This window comes from Lysobacter sp. H23M47 (genome assembly GCF_015209765.1).
In the GTDB taxonomy this organism is placed as follows: Bacteria; Pseudomonadota; Gammaproteobacteria; order Xanthomonadales; family Xanthomonadaceae; genus Novilysobacter; species Novilysobacter avium.
Window position 1 is genome coordinate 2,521,410 of sequence record NZ_CP063658.1, and the last position, 20,484, is coordinate 2,541,893.

The 20,484-nt window shown below is 67.4% G+C and carries 20 protein-coding genes; 8 read left to right on the plus strand and 12 right to left on the minus strand.

From position 1 onward, the window contains the following. Nucleotides 1-15: 15 nt before the first annotated feature. Nucleotides 16-915, minus strand: coding sequence for a cytochrome c oxidase subunit II (gene coxB / locus INQ43_RS11390; RefSeq protein ID WP_194034383.1), 900 nt, complete (start codon nucleotides 913-915; stop codon nucleotides 16-18). A gap of 420 nt (nucleotides 916-1,335) precedes the next feature. On the opposite strand from coxB, the gene putA reads away from it, so the two are divergent. Together putA and INQ43_RS11400 are read left to right on the plus strand one after the other, a co-directional pair. Continuing rightward, on the plus strand, nucleotides 1,336-4,563 hold the full coding sequence (gene putA / locus INQ43_RS11395) for a bifunctional proline dehydrogenase/L-glutamate gamma-semialdehyde dehydrogenase PutA (RefSeq protein ID WP_194036529.1): 3,228 nt from the start codon (nucleotides 1,336-1,338) through the stop codon (nucleotides 4,561-4,563). A gap of 142 nt (nucleotides 4,564-4,705) precedes the next feature. After that, complete coding sequence (locus INQ43_RS11400; RefSeq protein WP_194036530.1) at nucleotides 4,706-5,617, plus strand: formate/nitrite transporter family protein; 912 nt, start codon at nucleotides 4,706-4,708, stop codon at nucleotides 5,615-5,617. Nucleotides 5,618-5,693: 76 nt separating this feature from the next. Here the strand turns inward: INQ43_RS11400 and arsS are convergent, their stop codons facing one another. The 5 genes from arsS to INQ43_RS11425 all read right to left on the minus strand — a co-directional run bounded on the left by arsS (nucleotide 5,694) and on the right by INQ43_RS11425 (nucleotide 11,202). Then, complete coding sequence (gene arsS / locus INQ43_RS11405; RefSeq protein ID WP_194036531.1) at nucleotides 5,694-6,668, minus strand: arsenosugar biosynthesis radical SAM (seleno)protein ArsS; 975 nt, start codon at nucleotides 6,666-6,668, stop codon at nucleotides 5,694-5,696. Next, entirely contained in the window at nucleotides 6,661-7,521 is an 861-nt protein-coding gene (locus INQ43_RS11410) for a sterol desaturase family protein (RefSeq protein WP_194036532.1), read from the minus strand. Before INQ43_RS11410 ends, arsS begins: the two co-directional genes overlap by 8 nt. Before the next feature lie 79 nt (nucleotides 7,522-7,600). Continuing rightward, on the minus strand, nucleotides 7,601-8,299 hold the full coding sequence (locus tag INQ43_RS11415) for a DUF2064 domain-containing protein (RefSeq protein WP_228062512.1): 699 nt from the start codon (nucleotides 8,297-8,299) through the stop codon (nucleotides 7,601-7,603). Next, a complete protein-coding gene (locus INQ43_RS11420) occupies nucleotides 8,296-9,033 on the minus strand; it encodes a glycosyltransferase (RefSeq protein WP_228062513.1) in 738 nt (245 codons plus the stop codon). The genes INQ43_RS11415 and INQ43_RS11420 overlap by 4 nt, the downstream gene beginning before the upstream one ends. Nucleotides 9,034-9,048: 15 nt before the next feature. Continuing rightward, nucleotides 9,049-11,202 (minus strand): bifunctional TVP38/TMEM64 family protein/FAD-dependent oxidoreductase, encoded by a 2,154-nt coding sequence (locus tag INQ43_RS11425; protein ID WP_194036535.1) that lies wholly within the window; start codon nucleotides 11,200-11,202, stop codon nucleotides 9,049-9,051. 284 nt (nucleotides 11,203-11,486) lie between these two features. Here INQ43_RS11425 and msrB point away from each other — a divergent pair, with 284 nt between their 5' ends. The 3 genes from msrB (at nucleotide 11,487) to INQ43_RS11440 (ending at nucleotide 13,616) form a co-directional block, all read left to right on the plus strand. Then, on the plus strand, nucleotides 11,487-12,011 hold the full coding sequence (gene msrB / locus INQ43_RS11430; RefSeq protein ID WP_194034390.1) for a peptide-methionine (R)-S-oxide reductase MsrB: 525 nt from the start codon (nucleotides 11,487-11,489) through the stop codon (nucleotides 12,009-12,011). 305 nt (nucleotides 12,012-12,316) lie between these two features. Next, on the plus strand, nucleotides 12,317-12,805 hold the full coding sequence (gene msrA, locus INQ43_RS13015; RefSeq protein ID WP_248285385.1) for a peptide-methionine (S)-S-oxide reductase MsrA: 489 nt from the start codon (nucleotides 12,317-12,319) through the stop codon (nucleotides 12,803-12,805). A gap of 94 nt (nucleotides 12,806-12,899) precedes the next feature. Then, the gene (locus tag INQ43_RS11440) at nucleotides 12,900-13,616 is read left to right on the plus strand and encodes a DUF1499 domain-containing protein (protein ID WP_194036537.1); all 717 of its coding nucleotides are present in this window, start codon (nucleotides 12,900-12,902) and stop codon (nucleotides 13,614-13,616) included. Here the strand turns inward: INQ43_RS11440 and INQ43_RS11445 are convergent. The 4 genes from INQ43_RS11445 to INQ43_RS11460 all read right to left on the minus strand — a co-directional run bounded on the left by INQ43_RS11445 (nucleotide 13,586) and on the right by INQ43_RS11460 (nucleotide 16,217). Beyond that, complete coding sequence (locus INQ43_RS11445) at nucleotides 13,586-14,119, minus strand: hypothetical protein (protein ID WP_194036538.1); 534 nt, start codon at nucleotides 14,117-14,119, stop codon at nucleotides 13,586-13,588. The genes INQ43_RS11440 and INQ43_RS11445 overlap by 31 nt on opposite strands. Before the next feature lie 147 nt (nucleotides 14,120-14,266). After that, nucleotides 14,267-14,716: a hypothetical protein gene (locus INQ43_RS11450; protein WP_194034394.1), complete on the minus strand. Its 450-nt coding sequence runs from the start codon at nucleotides 14,714-14,716 to the stop codon at nucleotides 14,267-14,269. A 152-nt stretch (nucleotides 14,717-14,868) separates the two neighbouring features. Continuing rightward, complete coding sequence (locus INQ43_RS11455) at nucleotides 14,869-15,303, minus strand: hypothetical protein (protein ID WP_194034395.1); 435 nt, start codon at nucleotides 15,301-15,303, stop codon at nucleotides 14,869-14,871. 191 nt (nucleotides 15,304-15,494) lie between these two features. Further along, on the minus strand, nucleotides 15,495-16,217 hold the full coding sequence (locus tag INQ43_RS11460; RefSeq protein WP_194037679.1) for an HAD family hydrolase: 723 nt from the start codon (nucleotides 16,215-16,217) through the stop codon (nucleotides 15,495-15,497). Between the two features lie 110 nt (nucleotides 16,218-16,327). On the opposite strand from INQ43_RS11460, the gene INQ43_RS11465 reads away from it, so the two are divergent. Further along, nucleotides 16,328-16,804 (plus strand): hypothetical protein, encoded by a 477-nt coding sequence (locus tag INQ43_RS11465; protein WP_194036539.1) that lies wholly within the window; start codon nucleotides 16,328-16,330, stop codon nucleotides 16,802-16,804. 33 nt (nucleotides 16,805-16,837) lie between these two features. Next, nucleotides 16,838-18,004 carry a PQQ-dependent sugar dehydrogenase gene (locus INQ43_RS11470; protein ID WP_194036540.1) on the plus strand — a complete coding sequence of 389 codons (1,167 nt, stop codon included), beginning with the start codon at nucleotides 16,838-16,840 and terminating at the stop codon, nucleotides 18,002-18,004. Nucleotides 18,005-18,125: 121 nt separating this feature from the next. On the opposite strand, the gene INQ43_RS11475 is transcribed toward INQ43_RS11470, so the two are convergent. Continuing rightward, nucleotides 18,126-18,548, minus strand: a complete 423-nt coding sequence (locus tag INQ43_RS11475) for a hypothetical protein (protein ID WP_194036541.1) — start codon at nucleotides 18,546-18,548, stop codon at nucleotides 18,126-18,128. Nucleotides 18,549-18,735: 187 nt separating this feature from the next. After that, nucleotides 18,736-19,494, minus strand: a complete 759-nt coding sequence (locus tag INQ43_RS11480; RefSeq protein WP_194036542.1) for an N-acetylmuramoyl-L-alanine amidase — start codon at nucleotides 19,492-19,494, stop codon at nucleotides 18,736-18,738. Between the two features lie 122 nt (nucleotides 19,495-19,616). Between INQ43_RS11480 and INQ43_RS11485 the strand changes: the two genes are divergently transcribed. Further along, nucleotides 19,617-20,423, plus strand: a complete 807-nt coding sequence (locus INQ43_RS11485; RefSeq protein WP_194036543.1) for a YfaZ family outer membrane protein — start codon at nucleotides 19,617-19,619, stop codon at nucleotides 20,421-20,423. Nucleotides 20,424-20,484 lie beyond the last annotated feature (61 nt).

Below are 20,484 nucleotides of genomic sequence, written 5' to 3' on the forward strand. Positions count from 1 at the left end.
ACGCCGGCATGGCGATCAGCGGGCGACCGCGACAGCAGCCGCGGCGTCGGTTTCGGTGGTGATTTCGGTGTCTGGCGGGAGCGCGGTCGCAACATCCGCGCCGGCCGACTTCTTCGAGGCCAGCCACTGCTGGAACTCCGCCTTGGGAACGGCCCGGACCACGATCGGCATGAAGCCGTGGTCCTTGCCGCACAGTTCCGCGCACTGGCCGCGATAGATGCCGGGAGTGTCGATGTCGGCCCAGGCCTCGTTGATGATCCCGGGCACCGCGTCCTGCTTCCAGCCCAGCGCGGGCACCCACCAGGAATGGATGACGTCGTCGGCGGTGATCACGAAGCGGACCTTGGTATCGACCGGCAGGACCAGTTCGTTGTCGACCTCCAGCAGGTAGGTCGGGTGCTCGTCATGGCCTGGCACGACCCCGCTCTGGCGGATGCGGTCGTGCTCGCGATCCATCCGGCTGACGAAGCTGACATCCTCGCCCAGGTACTCGTATTCCCACATCCACTGGTAGCCGGTCACCTTGACCGTGATTTCCGAATCGCGATGGTCGTACATCTTCACCAGCTTGGTGGTCGCCGGTGCGGCCATCACCACCAGCAGGATCACCGGGATCACCGTCCAGACGATCTCCAGCCGGGTGTTGTGCACGAAGGTCGTATCCGCCACCGCCCCGCGCGACTTGCGGAAGCGGAACATGGCGATGCCCATCGCGATGAACACCGCCACGCCGATGCCCAGGCAGATCCACAGGGCCAGCATGTGCGCATCGTAGGCGTTGTTGGACAGCGGGGTGACGCCGCGACCCATGTTGAGCTGCCAGCGCACCGGATCCGCGCTCTGGGCGAACGCCAGCATGGGAGTCGCCATCGCGGCGAGCGCCACGGAGGTTTTCGTGAAACGACCGGCTTTCATCAATTCGAGCCCCAAAGTCCGCTTGTAGGTCAGGTGGTACCGCTGTTCCGCTCCGCGAGTCGCCGCTGCGAGGTCCGCGTTCGGCTGCCGCGGGTGGTCGAACGGTTGCTGGCGAGCCCGCGCGGGGCCCGTCACGTCGGTGGAGACGCTACGGATAGTGCTGAGAAGGGTATCCGTGCAGATGGACCGCGGCAAGCGATCTCCTGCCAGAGACGGGGCGGACTGTCCTTGACCCGGGTCATTTCGGCCTGGCCGACCCGCGGCTGAACGCGCCCATGCCGGGAGCTGAACGTGCGCCGAAACGCCCTTCGCGACTTCTCTGAAACCCCCACCGTGCAAGGCATTGCGCACCCTTTGCCCCTAGACTACAGACCTGCCATCCTCCTGCCCCCTGTACGCCTTCCAGCCCGAGCGGTATCGATGACCACCCAACCTCCTTTCACCGGTCTGTCGACGCCGCATGCGGCGTTGATCAGCCCGGAGTTGCCCCCCGCCGGCTCTGGCGCACGTGCCGCCCTGACGGCCGCCTGGTCCCGCGACGAGGCCGAGCATGTCCACGCGCTCGTCAAGCAGGCCACCCTGCCCCCGACCGAACAGGCCGCCGTGCAGGCGATGGCCGCCGACCTGGTGCAGCGCGTGCGTGCGCGTGCGTCGGAGCAAGGCGCCATCGAGGCCTTCATGCGCCAGTACGACCTGGGCAGCGAGGAAGGCGTGCTGTTGATGTGCGTGGCCGAAGCTCTGCTGCGCATTCCCGATCCACTCACCACCGACAAGCTGATCCGAGACAAGCTCGGCGATGCCGACTGGAAGCGCCACGTCGGCCAGTCCGACTCGGTGCTGGTCAACGCGTCGACCTGGGGATTGATGCTCACCGGACGGCTGGTGGACCTTGCCGATGACACCAAGCGGGACGTGCACGGCGCATTTTCCCGGCTGGTGGGGCGCGTTGGTGAGCCGGTGATCCGGCTGGCGGTGCGCCAGGCGATGCGGATCATGGGCCACCAGTTCGTGATGGGGCAGAACATCGGCGAAGCGCTGGCGCGCGGGCGTAAGGGCAGCAACGCCCATTACCGCTACTCCTACGACATGCTGGGCGAGGCCGCATTCACCGCCGCCGATGCGGAGCGCTACCTGCAGGCCTACCGCGACGCGATCATCGCCATCGGTGCCAATGCGAACTACGTGGGCAGCGACGTGTTCGCCACCCCCAGCATCTCGGTCAAGCTGTCGGCGCTGCACCCGCGCTACCAGCACGCCCAGCGCAGGCGCGTGCTCGCCGAACTGACCCCGAGGGTGCTCGAACTGGCACAGCTGGCGCGGCGCCACGGCATCGGCTTCACCGTCGACGCCGAGGAAGCCGACCGCCTGGAACTGTCGCTGGACGTTTTTGAAGGCGCCTACACCGATGCCTCCCTGGAGGGTTGGGAGGGCTGCGGCCTGGCGATCCAGGCGTACCAGAAGCGCGCTCCGGAAGTGATCGACTTCATCGCCGAACTGGCCCGCCGCACCGGCCGCCGGATCCCGGTCCGCCTGGTCAAGGGTGCGTACTGGGACAGCGAGATCAAGCGTGCCCAGGTCGACGGCTATCCCGGCTATCCGGTATTTACCCGCAAGCCCAACACCGACGTGTCCTACCTGGCCAATGCGCGGCGCATGCTGGCCGCCGCCGATGCGATCTACCCGATGTTCGCCACCCACAACGCACACACCATCGCCGCCGTGTATGCGATGGCCAACCGCGACGGCAAGCGGGTGGAGTTCGAGTTCCAGAAGCTGCACGGCATGGGCGATGACTTGTATGCCGAGGTGGTTCCCGCCGACCGCCTCGACGTGCCGTGCCGGGTGTACGCGCCGGTCGGCAGCCACGAGGAATTGCTGCCCTACCTCGTCCGCCGGCTGCTGGAAAACGGTGCCAACTCCAGCTTCGTCAACAGCATCACCGACGAGAGCGTCCCCGTTGCCGACCTGGTGCGCGATCCGCTGCAGGCCGTGGCCGCGTTCGACAGCATCCCCCACCCGCGCATCCCGCTGCCGGTGGACCTCTTCCGTAGTTACGCCGATTCACTGAAGTATTGCGACAGGAGCAACTCGATGGGCGTCAATCTTGCCGACGACGACCGGCTGCGCGCGCTGGCCGAACAGGTCAACCAGGCCGCCACGCAGGAATGGCGCGCCGCGCCGCTGGTTCCCGGGGCCAACCCGGCCGGCGACACCCGCGCGGTCACCAACCCGGCCGATCGACGGCAGGTGGTCGGCCATTGGCTGCCCGCCAGCATCGATGTGGTGGAGAAGGCGCTCAGCAACGCCGTCGCCGCGTTCCCGAAATGGAACCTGACCCCGGGGGCTGACCGCGCCGCGATCCTGGAGCGCGCGGCCGACGTGCTGGAGTCGCGCATGGCCGAATTCATCGCCATGTGCAGCCGCGAGGCGGGCAAATCGATTGCCGATGGCGTGGGCGAGGTCCGCGAGGCGGTGGACTTCCTGCGCTACTACGCCAGCCAGGCGCGGATCATGTTCGAGCCCGAGCCGCTGCCCGGCCCGACCGGCGAGTCCAACACGCTGGAACACGGCGGCCGCGGCGTCTTCGTCTGCATCAGCCCGTGGAACTTCCCGCTGGCGATCTACCTGGGCCAGGCCGCCGCTGCGCTCGCCTCGGGCAATACCGTGATCGCCAAGCCGGCAGAGCAGACCAACCTGATCGGCTACGCTGCCACGCGCCTGATGCACGAGGCCGGCATTCCCGAGGACGTATTGCAGTTCGTGCCCGGCGAGGGCGCCACCGTGGGCGCGGCATTGACCGGCGACCGCCGCATCGCCGGCGTTGCCTTCACCGGGTCCAACGAGACGGCCAACGCAATCAACCGTGCATTGGCCGCGCGCGACGGCGCGATCGGCACCCTGATCGCCGAGACCGGCGGCCAGAACGCGCTGATCGCCGACTCCTCCGCGTTGCCAGAGCAACTGGTGCAGGACGCGATGGCCTCGGCCTTCACTTCGGCCGGCCAGCGCTGCTCGGCGGCGCGGGTGTTGTTCGTGCAGGAGGACATCGCCGACAAGGTGGTGACGATGCTCGCCGGCGCGATGGCCGAGCTCAAGGTCGGCGACCCCGGCCTGCTGTCCACCGACGTGGGTCCGGTGATCGACAACGACGCGCTGGAGATGCTGCAGAAGCACGCCGACCGCATGGACCGCGAGGCCACCCCGATCGCAGTGGTGCAGCTGGGCGAGGACACCGCGCACGGCACCTTCTTCGCTCCGCGCGCCTACGAGCTGCGCTCGCTCGACCAGCTGAAGAAGGAAGTGTTCGGGCCGGTGTTGCACGTGCTGCGCTGGAAGGCCGACGACCTGGACGGGGTGATCGACGCGATCAACTCCACCGGCTACGGCCTGACCCTGGGCGTGCACTCGCGCATCGATGCCACGGTGGACCGGATCGCGGCACGGGCGCGCGTTGGCAACTGCTACGTCAACCGCAACCAGATCGGTGCGGTGGTCGGCGTGCAGCCCTTCGGCGGCCAGGGACTGTCGGGCACCGGTCCCAAGGCCGGCGGACCGCAGTACATGACCCGCTTCACCACCGAGAAGACCGTCACCATCAACACCACGGCGTCGGGTGGCAACGCCTCGCTGCTGACGCTGGGCGACTGATCTTTCACCTCTGACCCGGCGTGGTTGGACGGGTCGCATCGCATCCACGCGTGCGCCGACGGCGCCGCGGCGATGCATGCGCGTCACAGTTACCTGTGCGATAAAAGTCCGGCGCAGCCACTGCGCCAGCACCAGGTGACCCATGCCGGACGAGAACGACAAGGACGCGCGCAAGCGCGCCGATGAACAGGCCGAGGCGCGCGACGAAGCCGAAGTCGAGGAAACCCTGAAAGAGGAATCCGACAGCGGCTTCTCGCTCTCGGACGAGGAGCGGCGCGACGTCGAGGAGCGCAGTGCGCCGCGCGCGGCGCTGCTGCACGAGATCATCCGCCGCGCCGGCCAGGAGGAGCTCAAGCGCAACATCGCCACGCTGGCATGGTCGGCGTTTGCGGCCGGGCTGACGATGGGCTTCTCCTTCCTCGCCCGCGGCGTGCTGCACCGGCACATGGAAGGGCTGCCCGGCGCGTTCCTGGTCGACTCGATGGGCTACACCTTCGGCTTCCTGGCGGTGATCGTGGCCCGCCAGCAGCTGTTCACCGAAAACGTGCTCACTGCCGTGCTGCCGCTGATGACCAAGCCCAGCGCGCACAATTTCGGCCGGCTGTTGCGGCTGTGGTCGGTGGTGCTGGCTGGCAACCTGGTGGGGGCGACCGTGTTCGCCTTCGGCCTGTTGCACATGGATCAGTTCGATGCCGCCGGACAGGCGGCGTTTGTCGCGGTCGGGCGCGAGCTGATGGACAACAGCGCGCTGGAGATGTTCACCAAGGGCATCCTGGCGGGCTGGATCATCGCGATGATGGTCTGGATGATGGCCGCCACCGAGCGCTCGCGCGTGGCAATCATCCTGATCTGCACCTACGTGATCGCGATCGGCGGTTTCACCCATATCGTGGTCGGTTCGGCGGAGGCGATGTACATGGTGTTCGCCGGCGAGTCCTCGTTTGCGGACGCCGCGCTGCGCTTCGCCCTGCCCACCCTGGCCGGCAACGTCGTCGGCGGCAGCCTGATCTTCGCCCTGCTCAGCCACGCCCAGGTGCGCAGCGGCGGCGAGTGAGCGGGCGCGAGCGGGCGAGATGCGCCGGCGGGCCGCTGACCGGACGCCGGGTTGATCGCCCTGCCCGGCCGGACGACTACACCAGTGCGCCGCCGCAGCTGGAGCCCTGCCCCGCCGTGCATCCGTAGCAGTGTTGCGCTGTGGCGATCGCGCGGGTCACCGGACCGCCGAGGAGGTCGCGTAGGTGCGGCCGGGGTGCATCGGGGGCGGAAGGTTCGCGCGCGCCCAGCGGCAGGTGCAGCATCTGGTTGAAATCGCAGTCGTAAACATGGCCCAGGTAGTCGACGCTGATCAGCGAGCGGCACATCACTCCGGCCAGGTTTTCCGTGCGGTGCGCCTGCTTCAGGGTCGCCATGTAAGGAGCGAACTCGCCCTTGGACAGCAGCCACGAGCCGTAGCGCTGGATCGGCATGTTCGCCATCGTGTAGAGCCGGTTGAACACGATGCCGAAGTTCTCATGCAGGAGGCGCTGGTAGTCGGCCTCAAGCTGTTCCTGCGGGGGCGGCAGAAACGCGCCATTCGGGTTGTAGACGAGGTTCAGGACCAGCCCACTGCCGGGCTGCCCGTATCCCAGCGCATTGAGGCTCTGCAGCGCGCGGATGGATGCCTCGAACACGCCCTTGCCGCGCTGCTCGGTGACATTCTGTTGGCTATGACAGGGCAGCGAGGCGATCGCTTCCACGTTGTGGCGGGCCAGGAATTCGCCCACCCATTCGTAGCCAGGCTCTTCCATGACGGTCGGGTTGAGGCGGTCCATGACATGCAGGCCGGCATCGCGGGCCTGCTCGACCAGCCAGCGGAAGTGCGGATTCATCTCCGGCGAGCCGCCGGTCACGTCAAGCGTGCCCACACCGTGGCGATCGGCCACCTGCAGCGCCAGCTCCATCGTCGGCCGGTCCATCAGCTCGGTCCGGCGCGGGCCGGCGGCGACGTGGCAATGGACGCAACTGAGGTTGCACAGATAGCCCAGGTTGAGCTGCAGGGTCTGCAGGCGGCCACGCGTGATGCGCGGGAAATCGCTGTCGCGCAGCAGCGGCCAGGTGTCATGCATCGGGGGTTTCCTTGTCGGCGAAGTGAGCCGGCGTTTCTCCGGCCACCGGCGCGGCACGGAAGGGCTGCAGCAGCAGCGCGGGCAGCCCGAGCTTTTTCGGGATGCGCCACTCCGACAGGCCGATCGGCATCTCGCGCTCCGGGCGCAGTGGGCGTGGGGTGTAGCTGCCGAAGATGCGATCCCACGCCGACAGCAGGAAGCCGTAGTTGCTGTCGGTCTCGTGGCGCAGCACCGAGTGGTGGGTGCGGTGCATCGAGGGGGTCACCACCGCCGCGCGCAGCCAGGGTTCGACCCGCGGTGGAAACGCGAAGTCGGCGTGGGTGAACAGGCTGGCGGCTGCGAGCAGGATCTCGAACGCGACCACGCCCAGCGCCGGAGCCCCGAGCAGATAGACGAGGCCGAGTTTCACCCCCATCGAGAAGGCCATCTCCAAGGGGTGGAAGCGCACCCCCAGGGTGACGTCGAACCCCAGGTCGGTGTGGTGCACGCGATGCATCCGCCACAGCAGCGGGGCGGTATGCAGCAAGCGGTGCTGGGCGTAGATCGCGGCGTCCATCACCAGTACCGTCAGCCCGATCTCGAGCCATGGGGGCAATCCAAGGAGGCCGAACAGGCCACCGCCGCGTGAGTGCACCGACATCGCTACCGCCACGGCAAGCACCGGGAACACCAGCCGCAGCAGCCCGGTGTTGATGAGCATCAGTCCGAGGTTCGCCAGCTGACGACGCGCCGGGCGGGCGTCGCCACGCGCGGGCCAGACACGCTCGGCGATGGCCAGCGCGCCGAGCACAGCGACGAAGCTGCCCAGACGCAGGGCGGCTTCGTGCTGCATCACCCATTCGCTCGGATTCATTGCGGCGCACTCGAGACGCTGGGGCACGAGTTCGGGCGGCATACGCGCGGGCAGGCGTGGATCGGGGCGTGCGCGGGAGTCATTGGCTCGGGTCCCTGTGCGGCATCGCAGGTGTGTCGTGCATCCATTGCGCCAGTGTGCGCTGCGCGGCGGTCGGCCCGGCGAGCAGGGCGAGCGCGCGTTGCACAGGCTTCAGGTCCTCGGCCCGATCCACGTCGGTCAGCGGTAGCAGCGTCTGCCAGCTTCCGTAGCCATCCAAAGAGTCGCGGAAGCGGCTTGCGGTATCCATCTGGCTGTAGCCGACGCGGGTCCAGGCCTGCAGCGGGACCACCGTGTTGCTGCCGAACAGCCAGAAGCCGCCATCGCTGGCCGGACCCAGCGACAGGCGCGGCTCCGTGGGCCCGGGGGCGGCCAACCAGCGCGTCGCCTCACCGATCAACGGCGCCGTCAGTTGCGGAGCGTCGGCACCGATCAGGAGCGCGAAGCCGTGCCGCTCCACCAGCGCCGAATGCACGCGGGCCATGCGCGTTCCCAGATCACCATCGCCCTGGGCGATGGTGGGCAGTCCCGCCCACGCGCTCTCTGCGCCCGCTTCCGCCACCGCCCAATACGGGGCGATACCGAAGTCCGCCCGTGCCTGGATCGCCACCGATGCGACCGCGTCCGCTGCCAGCGCGTACCACTGCCGCGCGTAGGCCGTTCCGGTGCCGGCGGCCAGCCGTGTCTTCAGCGCCGATCGTCCCGGCGTCTTGACAAAGATCGCCAGCGCGCCGCTCACCGCGGCTGCTCCGGGCGCGAGAAGCGCCACGCCTGGCGCAGGGTCTCGCCGACGTGCCGCATCGTGGTTGCGGCCCAGCCACGCGCGGCATAGCGGCGGGCGCTGGTGTAGAGCAGCGCGCCGACGGCGACAACCGGCGCGCCGGCGCGACGCACGCGCCAGACCAGTTGATGGTCCTCGCCGCGGGTGGTTGCCGGATCAAATCCGCCCACCGCAGTGAACAGGCTTCGCGGCAGCACGAGTCCCTGATCGCCGAATGGCAGGCGCAGCACCCGGCTGCGCAGCCAGACGCCGGCGCTGTTGAGGCGCATCAGCGCGGGACCGTCGCCGAGAAAGCGCAGATCGAAGTAACCCAGCCCCGATCGACCTTCAGCGACAAAGCGCGCCAGCGCCGGCAGCGTTTCCGGGGCGAGCGCGGCATCGGCGTGCAGGAACCAGAGCCACTCCCCGCCACCCGCCGCGGCACCGGCGTTTTGTTGCACGGACCGGCCGACCGGTGAGTGCAATGCCTGCCAGCGCGGTCCGGTCTGCGCATCCACGGCTGACATTCCGGCTGCCACCGGAGACTGTCCTTGGCGCACGGGCGGCGCTTCGCATCCCACCACGACCACCTGCGCACCCGGCGGAAGCTGGGTGAGCTGCTCGCGCAGTCGCGGCGACAGGCTGTCGCCGGGACCCACCGGAACCACGACGGTCAGCCGGGCCAGCGGCGCGAGCGCGGTGTCTGGCTGCACAGCCGCATCCACTGCTCAGCCCCGCCGCCAGGCGAAATAGCGCTTTGCCCAGCGCAGCACACCGGTCGGCGCGTTGGCGCGCTTCCAGTTGCCGGCGACGTGCTTGTTGGCTTCGGCAAAAGTCGGATAGACGTGGATCGTCCCCAGCAGCTTGTTCAGGCCGATGCCGTGTTTCATGGCGAGCACGAATTCGCCCAGCATCTCGGAGGCATGCGTGCCCACGATCGTGGCACCCAGGATGCGGTCCTTGCCCGGCGCGGTGAGCACCTTGACGAAGCCGGCATCGGCGCCGTCGGCGATCGCCCGATCCAGACCGCCCAGTGCGTAGCGGGTGACCTCGACCGCGATCTCCTGCTCCCTCGCCTCATCCTCCGACAGGCCCACGCGCGCAACTTCCGGATCGGTAAATGTGGCCCAGGGAATGACCCGGTAGTCGACCTTGAACGACCACCACGGGGCCAGCAGCGCGTTCACCGTCGCGTACCAGGCTTGATGCGAGGCGACGTGGGTGAACTGGTAGGGACCGGTGACATCACCGCAGACCAGGATGTTGGGGAAATTGGTGCGCAGCATCGGGTCGGCATCGATGGTCTTGCGCTCGTTGAGGCGCACGCCGAGCTCCTCCAGTCCGAAGCCTTCCACGTTGGCGCTGCGGCCCAGCGCCACAAGCAGGGCGTCGTATTCGAAGACCACCTCGGCGCCGTCGTGGTCACACACCAGGCGTTCGCCCGCGCCGCTGTCCTCGACCCGCGACGCCTTGTGGCCGGTGGCCAGATGCACGCCCTCGCGCTGCAGTTGGCTGGCGACCGCTTCGGCGGCGTCGGCATCCTCGCGTCCCAGCAGGCGCGGCGCCATCTCCACCACGGTGACCTGGCTGCCGAAGCGGGCGAAGGCCTGCGCCAACTCGCAACCGATCGGCCCGCCGCCGAGCACCAGCAGCCGTTTCGGCAGTTTGCGCAGGCCCCACAGCGTGTCGCTGGTCAGGTATTGCGCGCCGTCCAGTCCGGGAATCGGCGGCACCAGCGGCCGCGCACCGGTGGCGATGATCAGGCTGCGCGCGCTCAGGCGCTGCCCGTCGACCTCGATCTCCCACGGACTCAGCACCTTCGCTGCGCCGGTGATGACCTCCACCCCGAGGCCGGTATAACGCTCGACCGAATCGTGCGGTGCAATCCGCGCGATGACCTGCTGCACCCGCTCCATCGCGTCGGCGAAATCGAATTCCGCGGACATCCCGCGCACGCCGTAGCGCTGGCTGCGGCGCCCCTCGGCCAACAGGCGCGCGGTGCGCAGCAGGGCCTTGGACGGTACGCAGCCGGTGTTCAGGCAGTCGCCGCCCATGGCGTCTTTTTCCACCAGCCCGACCCGCGCCTTCACCGTGGCTGCGATGTAGGCCGACACCAGTCCGGCCGATCCGGCCCCGATCACCAGCACGTTGTAGTCGAACCGCCGCGGCTTTGGATGACCGCGGTACATCCGGCGCGCCGCCAGCCACGAGGTGAATCCCTTGGCGAGCAGCGGCAGTGCGCCCAGCAACACCAGCGCGACCAGCAGGCCGGGGGAAAGCACCCCGGCCAGCGAATCAATCCGCGCCAGTTGGGTGCCGGCGTACACGTACACCACGGTCGCCGGCAGCATGCCCAGCTGACTGACCCAGTAGAAGGTTCGCAACGGCAGCGCGGTCAAGCCGGCCAGCAGGTTGACCAGGAAGAACGGGAATACCGGCACCAGGCGCAGGGTCAGCAGGTAGCGCCAGCCATCGCGCGCGATCCCGGCGTCGATTTTCTTCAGCCGCTCTCGGTAGCGCGCCCGCAACCGCTCGCGCAGGGCAAACCGGGCCACCAGAAACGCCAGGCTGGCGCCAATGCTGCTGGCAAACGAGACCAGCACCGTGCCTTCCAGCAGCCCGAACAGCGCGCCCGCGGCAATGGTCAGCACCGCCGCGCCAGGCACGGATGTGGCCGCGACCGCGACATAGACCAGGAAGAACGTGCCCGCCGCCAGCCAGCGGTTCTGCCCGACCCATTCGCCCAGGTCGGCCTGACGGGCCTTGAGCTGCTCCAGGGTCAGCAGGTCGGCCAGCCCCGCGTGCCACGCCCAAAGCAGGGCCGCGATGGCGAGCAGCAAAGCGAGCCAGCCCCAACGTCGCTGGAACGCGTGGTCGTCCATCCTGCCTCCGGAGTTGCGGTGATCGGGTTTGCCGGACGCGTTCACCCGCCGGCCATCCCACGACGCCCAGTATGAAGCGTGCACGTGCGGCTGGATAAAGCGGTGCCTGCGCAAGTCGTTACGGATTTCCAGGGCAATCGGATGCCCGGCTTCAGTCCGTCAGGTCGGCGATGCAACCAGACAGCCCCGACGCACGTATGTAAAGGACAGGCCAGGAATGTCGCCTCTGCTCCCGCCGCAAGGCTCGACAGCGCCCTCGCGCCCGCCCCGAACCGGAGACCTCCATGAATCGACGCACCGTATTGCAGGGGCTCGCCGCTTTTGCAGCACTGCCTTTCCTTCCTGCGTGTTCCCGTGCCGCGGCCCCGGCTGTCGCGGCCGGAAACGCTGCGGTCACCTCCTTGGCGCACCCGCCGGCGTTCTGGCGCGACATGGTCAGCCCCGCGGCGTTCAGGGTGCTGTTCGAGAGTGAAACCGAGCGTGCCGGAAGCAGTCCCCTGAACGAGGAAAAACGCGACGGCACATTCGTTTGCGCCGCCTGCTACCTGCCGCTGTTTGAAAGCGCACATAAATACGAAAGCGGAACGGGCTGGCCCAGCTTCACCCAGCCGATCGCCGGCAGCATGCAGACCAAGCGCGACTTCGTGATGCTGATTCCACGCACGGAATACCACTGCACGCGTTGCGGTGGCCATCAGGGCCACGTGTTCAACGACGGCCCGCCGCCGTTGGGCAAGCGCTGGTGCAACAACGGCCTGGCGCTGCGCTTCGTGCCCGGCTCCGAATCACTTCCCGCGTTGAGGGGTTGAACATGACTGCATCCCGGTTTGCCGCTGCCTTGCGACGTGGCCTCGTGCGGCCCGGCTGTCTGGTCACCTTGCTGCTGCTCGCCGCGTGCGCCCAGCCCGGGGCTGACGCGCGCGCGAATGGCAGCGCGAACGCCGGCCCGGGCGTTGCAACAGTGTCAGCCCCGTCGTCCGTCGCAGGCGCTGACGCGTCGCGCGCAAGCCCGCCAACCTCCGCGCAGGCCAGCGCGCCGGATAAATCCGCGTCTCCAGCCGCGCCGCCATCGGCGACCGGGACCGCGATCTTCGCCGGTGGCTGCTTCTGGTGCATGGAACCCCCCTACGACGCACTGCCCGGCGTCATCTCAACCCAATCGGGCTACATCGGCGGCACCGTAGCCAACCCGACCTACGCGCAGGTCTCCGCCGGGCGCACCGGACACGCCGAGGCATTGAAGGTCACCTACGACCCGGCCAAGGTCGGGTATCCGGAGCTGCTGGAGGTGTTCTGGCGCAACATCGATCCGCTCGCCGTGGATCGGCAGTTCTGCGACGTTGGCGACCAGTACCGCAGCGCGATCTTCCCGGTCAACGATGAGCAACGTCGCCTCGCCGAGGCCAGCAAAAAATCGCTCCAGGCCGACCCGCGCTTCCACCAGCAGACCATCGCGACCAGGATCGAGCCGACGGCGAGGTTCTACCCGGCCGAGGACACCCATCAGGACTACTATCGGAAGAACCCGGTCCGCTACAGGTACTACCGCTACAGCTGCGGCCGCGACCGTCGGCTGGAGGAAATCTGGGGCGAGGCAGGCTGAGGTCGGCCTGCCACCCCGACTCACCGGCGGTCTGGCAGACATTTCTTCGCCGTGCTCCAAGCCCAACGCGTTGCCAACCAGACTGGAATTCCGCATGCGCCTTTCCCGCTTCGTCCTTGTCATCGCGCTGCTTGGCGCGCTCCTGCTGTTGCTCGCCGGGCCCGGCACGCGGATGGATCTGTGGGATTTCCGCACCGGTTTCGGAGTGATGCGCTGGGCCGCCTACATCGGCCTGGGTGCGGCTGCAGTGGCGGTGCTGCTGTTGCTGGTTGCCTCATTCCGTCGGGCAGAAGGGATGGCGCTCGCGGCGGCTTTGCTGATTGGCCTGGTGGTTGCGTTCGTGCCCTGGAATGCGATGCGCGGCGCCAGGCAGGTGCCGCCGATCCACGATATAAGCACCGATACCGAGCGTCCGCCGCAGTTCGTGGACATCCTTCCCCTGCGCGCAGATGCACCCAATCCCGCTGACTACGGCGGCGCGGAGATTGCCCGGCAGCAGCTCGCCGCCTATCCGGAACTGGGTCCCTACACCAGCGCGCTGCCGCCAGCACAGGCATACGGGAAGGCGCTGGAGGCGGCGAAGAAAATGGGCTGGGACATCGTCGCCAGCGATCCGGCGAGCGGCCGCATCGAGGCCAGCGACACGACGATGTGGTTCGGCTTCACCGACGACGTGGTTATCCGGGTGGAAGCCGAAGGTCACGGCAGCCGTATCGATGTCCGCTCGGTGTCGCGGGTTGGCAAGAGCGATGTGGGGACCAACGCGAAGCGTATCCGGGCCTATCTGGCCGCGCTGGCACGCTTGGGATAGTGGCGCGAGAGGTCCTCGTCGATCTGGATCGGGCGGCCCCAGCGATCGTAGGTCGGCACGAATCCGCGCTTGATGCGGTCAAACCGGTCTGATCCCGGGGCGATGCCGAGTTGCTCGGCCACCGCGCTCCAGCCCTGCGCGTGGTCACGCTCCCACAGCTCAACCACGTGACGGCACGGGCGACCAAGCACTTCGGCGGCGGCGCAGGCGTAGTAGATATCGCCCGGCGCCCACCGCTCATCTTCCAGCAGATTCTCCACCAGGTTCCGGGGCGCGCCGTAGTAACGCACCATCTCGTCGATGAAGGACTGGCGGTAACGCGCGCCGTAGCGATTGACGTCCTCCAGCTGGCTGTCCACCCATGGATCGCCGCTGCGCGGATTCCAGTCGAAGCGGAAATCCTGCGCGTTTGCGGCGCCGGCGCCGGCCAGCGTCGCAAACGCCGCGGCCATCGCGAAGACGCGTGTGCGCAGCTTCACGGAGATGGGGGGTGGCATGGACATGATGGGCTACCTCGAAGGCGATGCCGCCGTTGATCGGCGGCTACGTGACCATGTTCGGATTGCGGCAGTGAACCCCTCCCGAACTCCGCCCGGCCTCGGTCGGAGCCGTTCAGGCAGGGCGGACGTGCGTCCTGAAAACGGACGTGATCAGCGCGAAATCACGAACTTGCCAAAGGCCACGCCAAGGTCCCAACCCTCGCCCTTCCCGGCCAACGCCAGGGAAACATCGCCCTTGGTCATGACCTGCGCCTTGGCCGATTTGCCTGCGCCGGCGTGGGCTTCTGCGGTGACATAGGTGCCGAGCACTTCATTGATGCTGTTGATGCCGGAGAACTCGCCGCGACCATCGGTGATACGGGTCTTGCCGAAGGTGATGCCGCCGCCCTTGGTGCGGATCTTCACCGCCATCGACGCGCCATTGTCACAGGTCACCGTGCCGGTGCCAGAGCCGGTCTTGTAGAACGCCGACCAGCCGGACAGGTTGAAGCGCAACTCGCAATCGGCGTTGCCAGCGGCGGCCACGGGAAAGGCCGCGGCGGCCAGCAGGGTGGCGAAGACCAGCGGAGCAAGACGGGTATGACGTTGTGGACTGGGCATGACCAACCTCCTGAGGGGATGCCGCCAGACTAATCGATGAGCCTATTGCCGAGAGTAATGTGCGGCGGCCGTTGAAACGGCAGCGGCACCGTTTGGGCGGTGCCGCGGTATTGACCACTTGTCGCATCGCGGGCGGAAGCCGCGGGGCAGGCTCAGTCGTCCCAGCGGTGGTGACGTTTGCCGCGACGGTCGCGGTCGTAGCGCGGATCGTAGTACGTGGTCTGCGTCTTGACCTTGCACTTGCCGTGCTTGTTGCACTTCACGTCGCGGTCGCCGTGACCGCGGTAGCGCGACGAGCTCCCGTAATTCGAACGACCGTAATTGTTGACGTACGCGCGGCGTGGCGCGTTGCGGTAGTAGCGCGGGTGGCCGCGATCGTCGCGTACCACAACCAAGCGGTCGTTGTAGCCGTAGTTGCCATTGCGGTAGTACGGCTGGTCTCCACGGAGAACGACGTCCGCCACGTCCACGAGCACCCGGACCAGGTCATCGCCACTGTCGGCATGGGCAGCGGTGGGAGCCAACGCCACGGTGCCGAAACCGGCGGCGATCACGAATGGCGCTAGCCAGCGGGAAAGATTCGACATGAGGGCTACTCCTTGGTTACGCCGGTGCTCCGGCCCTGTTCCGACCATGCCGTGGCGCGCCTGAACGGATTTCCAACACTCCATGAAACGAGGTGATTTTGTTCACATAGCCACCGGTGCGGCCGTCGACCGCAATCCGGCGCAAGCAGGGCGAGCCACACCCGGCCAGGACGCAGCCACGTCGAACCCTGCTACGGCGCCCGCTGTGCGACGGCGGCCAGTTCGGCTACCGCTGCAGGCAGCGCCGCCGCGGTGTTCACCTGGCGGAAACGCCGCTCGCCCTCGGGGACGGGCGCGGCGCGCTCGTGCACCCATGTCGAGTGATACGGCACATGGATGCCCCAACCGCCCAACGCCAGCACGGGAAGGATGTCGGAGCGAAGGGAATTGCCGATCATCAGGAACTGCGGCGCCTGCAGGCCGAACTCGGCAAGCAACCGGCGATAGGTCGCCGGATCCTTCTCGCTGACGATCTCGATCCGGCCGAACAGGTCGGCCATGCCGCAGTCGCGCACCTTCGCTTCCTGGTGGAAGAGGTCGCCCTTGGTGATCATCACCACCGGGTGCTCGCGGGCGATCGCCTCTACGGCCTCGGCGATGCCCGGCAGCAACTCCACCGGATGGCGCAGCAGTTCCTTGCCCAGGCCTAGGATGCGCTGCAGGTCGGCGGCGCTGATGCGCGCGTCCGACAGTTCGATCGCGGCCTCCAGCATCGACAGCACCATGCCTTTGACGCCATAGCCGAACACGCCGATGTTGCCGCTCTCCACCTGGTAGAGCCGATCGCGTGCACCCGGCCGATCCAGGTCGGCCCAGGGCGCCAGGATCTGCTCGAAGGCTTCCTGGGCCTCGTCAAAATAATCCTGACTGCGCCACAAGGTGTCGTCGGCATCAAAACCGACCATCCCGATCATCTTCTCCATCCGTCGATTATGCCCCGCGGTGCAACGCCGTCCGACCCGTCACGCACGCCTAACCGCGCCCCTTACACGATCAGGCGATCGACGATGCCCCTGGAGACGCCATGACGGAACGCCACGTTTTCTGCACCCCCGACATCAACACCGCCTCGCAGGTCATGGCGGCAGCGCGTTCGTCGGGGATCGAGGACGACAACATCCTGCTGGTCGCGCGTTCCGACATCGAACTGGAGCAGATCCCCGACCAGCGCAAGGAAGCGGACACCGACATGCTCCCCGCCGCGGCGCGCGGTGTCGGCTACGGTGCCGGCGCAGGCCTGCTGGCAGGCCTGATCGCCGTCGCGATCCCGCCGGTGGGGATCACCATGGCCGGTGCCGCCGCGGCGACACTCGCCGGTGGAGCGATGGGCGGATGGATCTCCGCGCTCATGGGTTCCAGCCTGCCCGACCCGGTGCGGCAGCAGTTTGAAGACCGTATCGAGGCGGGCCAGATCCTGGTCATCCTGGACGGGGAGGAGGACGTGCTGGAAGCCGCCGAGCCCGCCATTGTCAGTGCGGGCGGCAACCGGCTACCGTTCTAGATCCTGTCGCGCCGTAAAAGCTGAGGATTCACCATGCGAAACGCCATTCCCACGATTCTCGCCCTGGCGTTGCTGGTCGCTTGCAGCGATGGCAACGGCACGCCCGCAGCGACGACAGCGACCGACGACGCGAGCCAGGGAATGGAGGCCAGTGACCGCCCGTTCGCCGTAAACGAAATCGCCGTTTTCGACGAGCCGTGGGCAATGAGCTTCCTGCCTGACGGCCAGCACCTGCTGGTCACGCAGAAGCCGGGGCAGCTGAAACTGGTCGGCCTGGACGGCAGGTCCGCCGAGATCACCGGCGTGCCGGAGGTTGCCTACGGCGGCCAGGGCGGCCTGGGCGACGTGGTGCTGCATCCGGATTTCAGCAGCAACGGGATGATCTACATCAGTTACGCCGAAGCCGGCGAGCGTGATACCCGCGGTGCTGCGGTGGCGCGTGCCAGGCTGGTTACCGACGCCAAGGGCGGCGGCAAGCTGACCGGGCTGGAAGTGATCTGGCGCCAGGTCCCCAAGGTCAAGGGTGAGGGCCACTATGGCCACCGCATCGCCTTTGGTCCCGACGGTTACCTGTGGATCAGCTCCGGCGAGCGACAGAAGTTCGACCCCGCGCAGGACATGGCGTCCAACCTGGGCAAGGTGCTTCGGCTCAATGACGATGGGACCATCCCGGCCGACAACCCGTTTGCGGGCGACGGGAAAGTCGCATCACAGGTGTGGTCGCTGGGCCATCGCAATCCACTTGGAATCGCCTTCAACGCCAAGGGCGAGCTGTGGGAAATCGAGATGGGTCCGAAGGGTGGCGACGAGCTGAACCTGATCGAGCGCGGTGCGAACTACGGGTACCCGATCGTCTCCAACGGAAATCACTACGACGGCCGCCCGATTCCCGACCACGACACCCAACTGCAGTTCAACGCTCCCGCCATCAGCTGGACGCCGGTGATCTCGCCCAGCAGCCTGATCTTCTACAGCGGCGACCGCTTCCCTTCATGGAAGGGCAGCGCCTTTGCGAGCGGCCTGTCCTCACAGTCGCTGGTACGGATCGCCTTTGACGGCGACAAGGCCAGCGAGGCGGAACGCTTCAACATGGGCGAGCGCATCCGCGCGGTGGCGCAGGGCCCCGACGGCGACCTGTACCTGCTCGAGGACGGCCCCAAAGGCCGGCTGCTGCGCCTGGCACCCCCGTCGACGGAGTGACGTGCGCCCCCAGCGGGTTGCGCCCCCACGCTATGCGGACGGGGCGGGCGGGATGAGCGCCAGCAACCGCCAATGAGATCCCGAGTGCTGCGGCGTGTCGCGCGGCAGCGCCGGGGTCCGCTCAGTTCTGCTCGTCTTCCTCTTCCAGCTCGGGTTCATCGAGCTTGCTGCGGACGTCCCGCTCCGCGTGGGTGACGTAGCCGTCGCTGTCGGCGTCGGTCATTTCGAAGTTGCTGTCGAAATCCGGATAGGCACTGCCTTCACTGCGATTGATGCGGCCGTCCCCATCGGCATCCAGTTCGTCCCAGCGAAAGTCGTCACGCACCTGCGAAGGCGGCGCTTCAGCGGCCGGGTCAACCACCAGTTCGTCGCCCTCGCTGATGATCGGCGGTGGCGATATTGCCTCCTCGACCTTCTCCAGCGGATCGGCGGTTTGCTCCTGGGCTGCGGCGGGGGTGGCAAAGGCCAGGCCGCTGACCAGCGCCAGACTGGCGGCACCAGCGAGCAGTGAGGGAGTCATCGATCGGTCAGCGGAACGTTTCATGCGCACTCTCCTGAGGATGTGGGTGCCTTGAGCCTTTGCCTTGCCGGCTGTACGCACGATAAGTCGCGTCCCGCTTGACAGTGCGCTCACAACACGACGACGTTGCGTTTACGAATCCGCCTGTTCATCTGGCCCCGCCGAGCGGATGTTGGTGCGTTGCAACATGCGTCTGCGACGATCGCTGCGCTTACGTTCCGGATGCCGACGGCAACTCCATCAATTGCAGCTGCAGGTCGTAAAGGAGCTCCGCATCCCCTTCGAGCCACTCGCGGTCCTCGCGGCCACGGAAGTGGCGATGGAATGCCGCCAGCGCTGCTTCGGGGTCACGCAGGTCGTAACCGACCAGGCGCAGCGCCGCCCAGGCATCGAATCCCGCCGGAACCGGAGCGCGGAGCTCGCGTGGCCACAAGCCATAGCCGGCCTGCGCCACGCGCTGCCAGGGAAAATGCACGCTCGGGTCGTCTTTCTTGGTCGGCGCGACATCGCCATGTCCCACCACCAGATGCGGCTGGATGCCCAGGCGGTCGGTGAGGTCGGCCAGCATCACCAGCAACGACTCGATCTGCGCATCGCTGAAAGGCTCGTTGCCGTCGTTGTCGAGCTCGATGCCGATGGAAATCGAGTTGATGTCGTCCATGCCGGCCCAGCGGCTGGACCCGGCGTGCCAGGCGCGCTCCTGTTCGGCGACCAGTTGGTAGCGGCGGCCATCCTCGCCGATCAGGTAATGCGCGCTCACCCGGCCGCCGGAGTTGCGCGTCTGCAGGACCAGCAGCGCACCCTCGGCGCTGCGCATCGCGGTGTGGTGGATAACGATCATGCGCGCACGCCGGGGCTCATGATTGGGCGAGGCGTGCCAGTCGGCCAGCGGGTTGCGCGGCGGTGCGGTGGCACAGGCGCTGACTACAAGCAGGCACAGCACGGCAGCAATACGTTGCAGGGCTCTCATTGGCATTCCAGGATTTGCAATCGATCGCCTACGGTAAGCCAAGCACGCGCGTCGCTGGCTGTTCACGCCCGCGCCACCGTGGTTCCGTTCTCATGGCCGCCCTCCCCCCAAGGACCAGCACCATGCCCAAAAGTTTTCCGCTGCAGTTGCTTCTGCTCGCCTCCGGCGTCGCCCTCGCCCTACCCGCCCACGCCATTGACGACGACCGCTTCACCTTGCGGATCGGCGCGATGAACGCCGATGCCCAGAGCACGTTGCGCGGCCGCACGGATATTGGCGGCGACTCGATCGGTTTCAGCGAGGAGTTCGATTTCGGCGGCAAGGAAACCGTGCCACGCCTGGAAGGCCAGTTCCGCTTCAGCGAGCGCAACCGCCTGCTGTTCAACTATTTCAACTACAAGAAGGACCGCCGGCTCACGCTTGACGATGACCTCGACTACGACGGGAATGTGATTCCCGCCGGCAGCTTCGCCAAGAGCGAGGTGGATTTCGAGGTCGCGAGCGTCGTTTACGATTTCGCGGTAACCGAAACCGAGACATTCAGCTGGGGCCTGCAGCTGGGCGCGGAGTACGCCAAGCTGGAAGCCAAGGTCGTTGCCGAGGCAGGGGAGGAAACCTACCGCGAGCGCGAGAGCTCCGACGGTTTCGCTCCGGTCATCGGCACCCGGTTCACCTGGGCGCCTGCGGATGCGTGGCGCGTGGTGGCCCAGGGTCAGTACTTGAACGCGTCCTGGGGCAGCTTCGGCGACTACCGCGGCGACCTGAGCCGGGTCAATGCGCTGGTCGAATACCGCTTCACCCGGAACTTCGGCATCCACGTCGGCTATGACTGGTTCAAGCTGGACGTCGACAAGCGCGGCAGTGACGGCGTGCTCGGCCTGGAGCAGGAGTTCAAGGGACCGATTGCCGGAATCACGCTGGCGTTCTGATCCGCTCCGGACGTCGCGCGCAGGCTCCCCGCGGGTTGGTCGGGGCAAGCTCAAACAAAAC

Coding starts and splice junctions, on each gene's coding strand:
- coxB (WP_194034383.1), bottom strand. CDS start 915: ATGAAAGCCGGTCGTTTCACGAAAACCTCCGTGGCGCTCGCCGCGATG.
- putA (WP_194036529.1), top strand. CDS start 1,336: ATGACCACCCAACCTCCTTTCACCGGTCTGTCGACGCCGCATGCGGCG.
- INQ43_RS11400 (WP_194036530.1), top strand. CDS start 4,706: ATGCCGGACGAGAACGACAAGGACGCGCGCAAGCGCGCCGATGAACAG.
- arsS (WP_194036531.1), bottom strand. CDS start 6,668: ATGCATGACACCTGGCCGCTGCTGCGCGACAGCGATTTCCCGCGCATC.
- INQ43_RS11410 (WP_194036532.1), bottom strand. CDS start 7,521: ATGAATCCGAGCGAATGGGTGATGCAGCACGAAGCCGCCCTGCGTCTG.
- INQ43_RS11425 (WP_194036535.1), bottom strand. CDS start 11,202: ATGGACGACCACGCGTTCCAGCGACGTTGGGGCTGGCTCGCTTTGCTG.
- msrB (WP_194034390.1), top strand. CDS start 11,487: ATGAATCGACGCACCGTATTGCAGGGGCTCGCCGCTTTTGCAGCACTG.
- msrA (WP_248285385.1), top strand. CDS start 12,317: ATGGAACCCCCCTACGACGCACTGCCCGGCGTCATCTCAACCCAATCG.
- INQ43_RS11440 (WP_194036537.1), top strand. CDS start 12,900: ATGCGCCTTTCCCGCTTCGTCCTTGTCATCGCGCTGCTTGGCGCGCTC.
- INQ43_RS11445 (WP_194036538.1), bottom strand. CDS start 14,119: ATGTCCATGCCACCCCCCATCTCCGTGAAGCTGCGCACACGCGTCTTC.
- INQ43_RS11450 (WP_194034394.1), bottom strand. CDS start 14,716: ATGCCCAGTCCACAACGTCATACCCGTCTTGCTCCGCTGGTCTTCGCC.
- INQ43_RS11455 (WP_194034395.1), bottom strand. CDS start 15,303: ATGTCGAATCTTTCCCGCTGGCTAGCGCCATTCGTGATCGCCGCCGGT.
- INQ43_RS11460 (WP_194037679.1), bottom strand. CDS start 16,217: ATGATCGGGATGGTCGGTTTTGATGCCGACGACACCTTGTGGCGCAGT.
- INQ43_RS11465 (WP_194036539.1), top strand. CDS start 16,328: ATGACGGAACGCCACGTTTTCTGCACCCCCGACATCAACACCGCCTCG.
- INQ43_RS11470 (WP_194036540.1), top strand. CDS start 16,838: ATGCGAAACGCCATTCCCACGATTCTCGCCCTGGCGTTGCTGGTCGCT.
- INQ43_RS11475 (WP_194036541.1), bottom strand. CDS start 18,548: ATGAAACGTTCCGCTGACCGATCGATGACTCCCTCACTGCTCGCTGGT.
- INQ43_RS11480 (WP_194036542.1), bottom strand. CDS start 19,494: ATGAGAGCCCTGCAACGTATTGCTGCCGTGCTGTGCCTGCTTGTAGTC.
- INQ43_RS11485 (WP_194036543.1), top strand. CDS start 19,617: ATGCCCAAAAGTTTTCCGCTGCAGTTGCTTCTGCTCGCCTCCGGCGTC.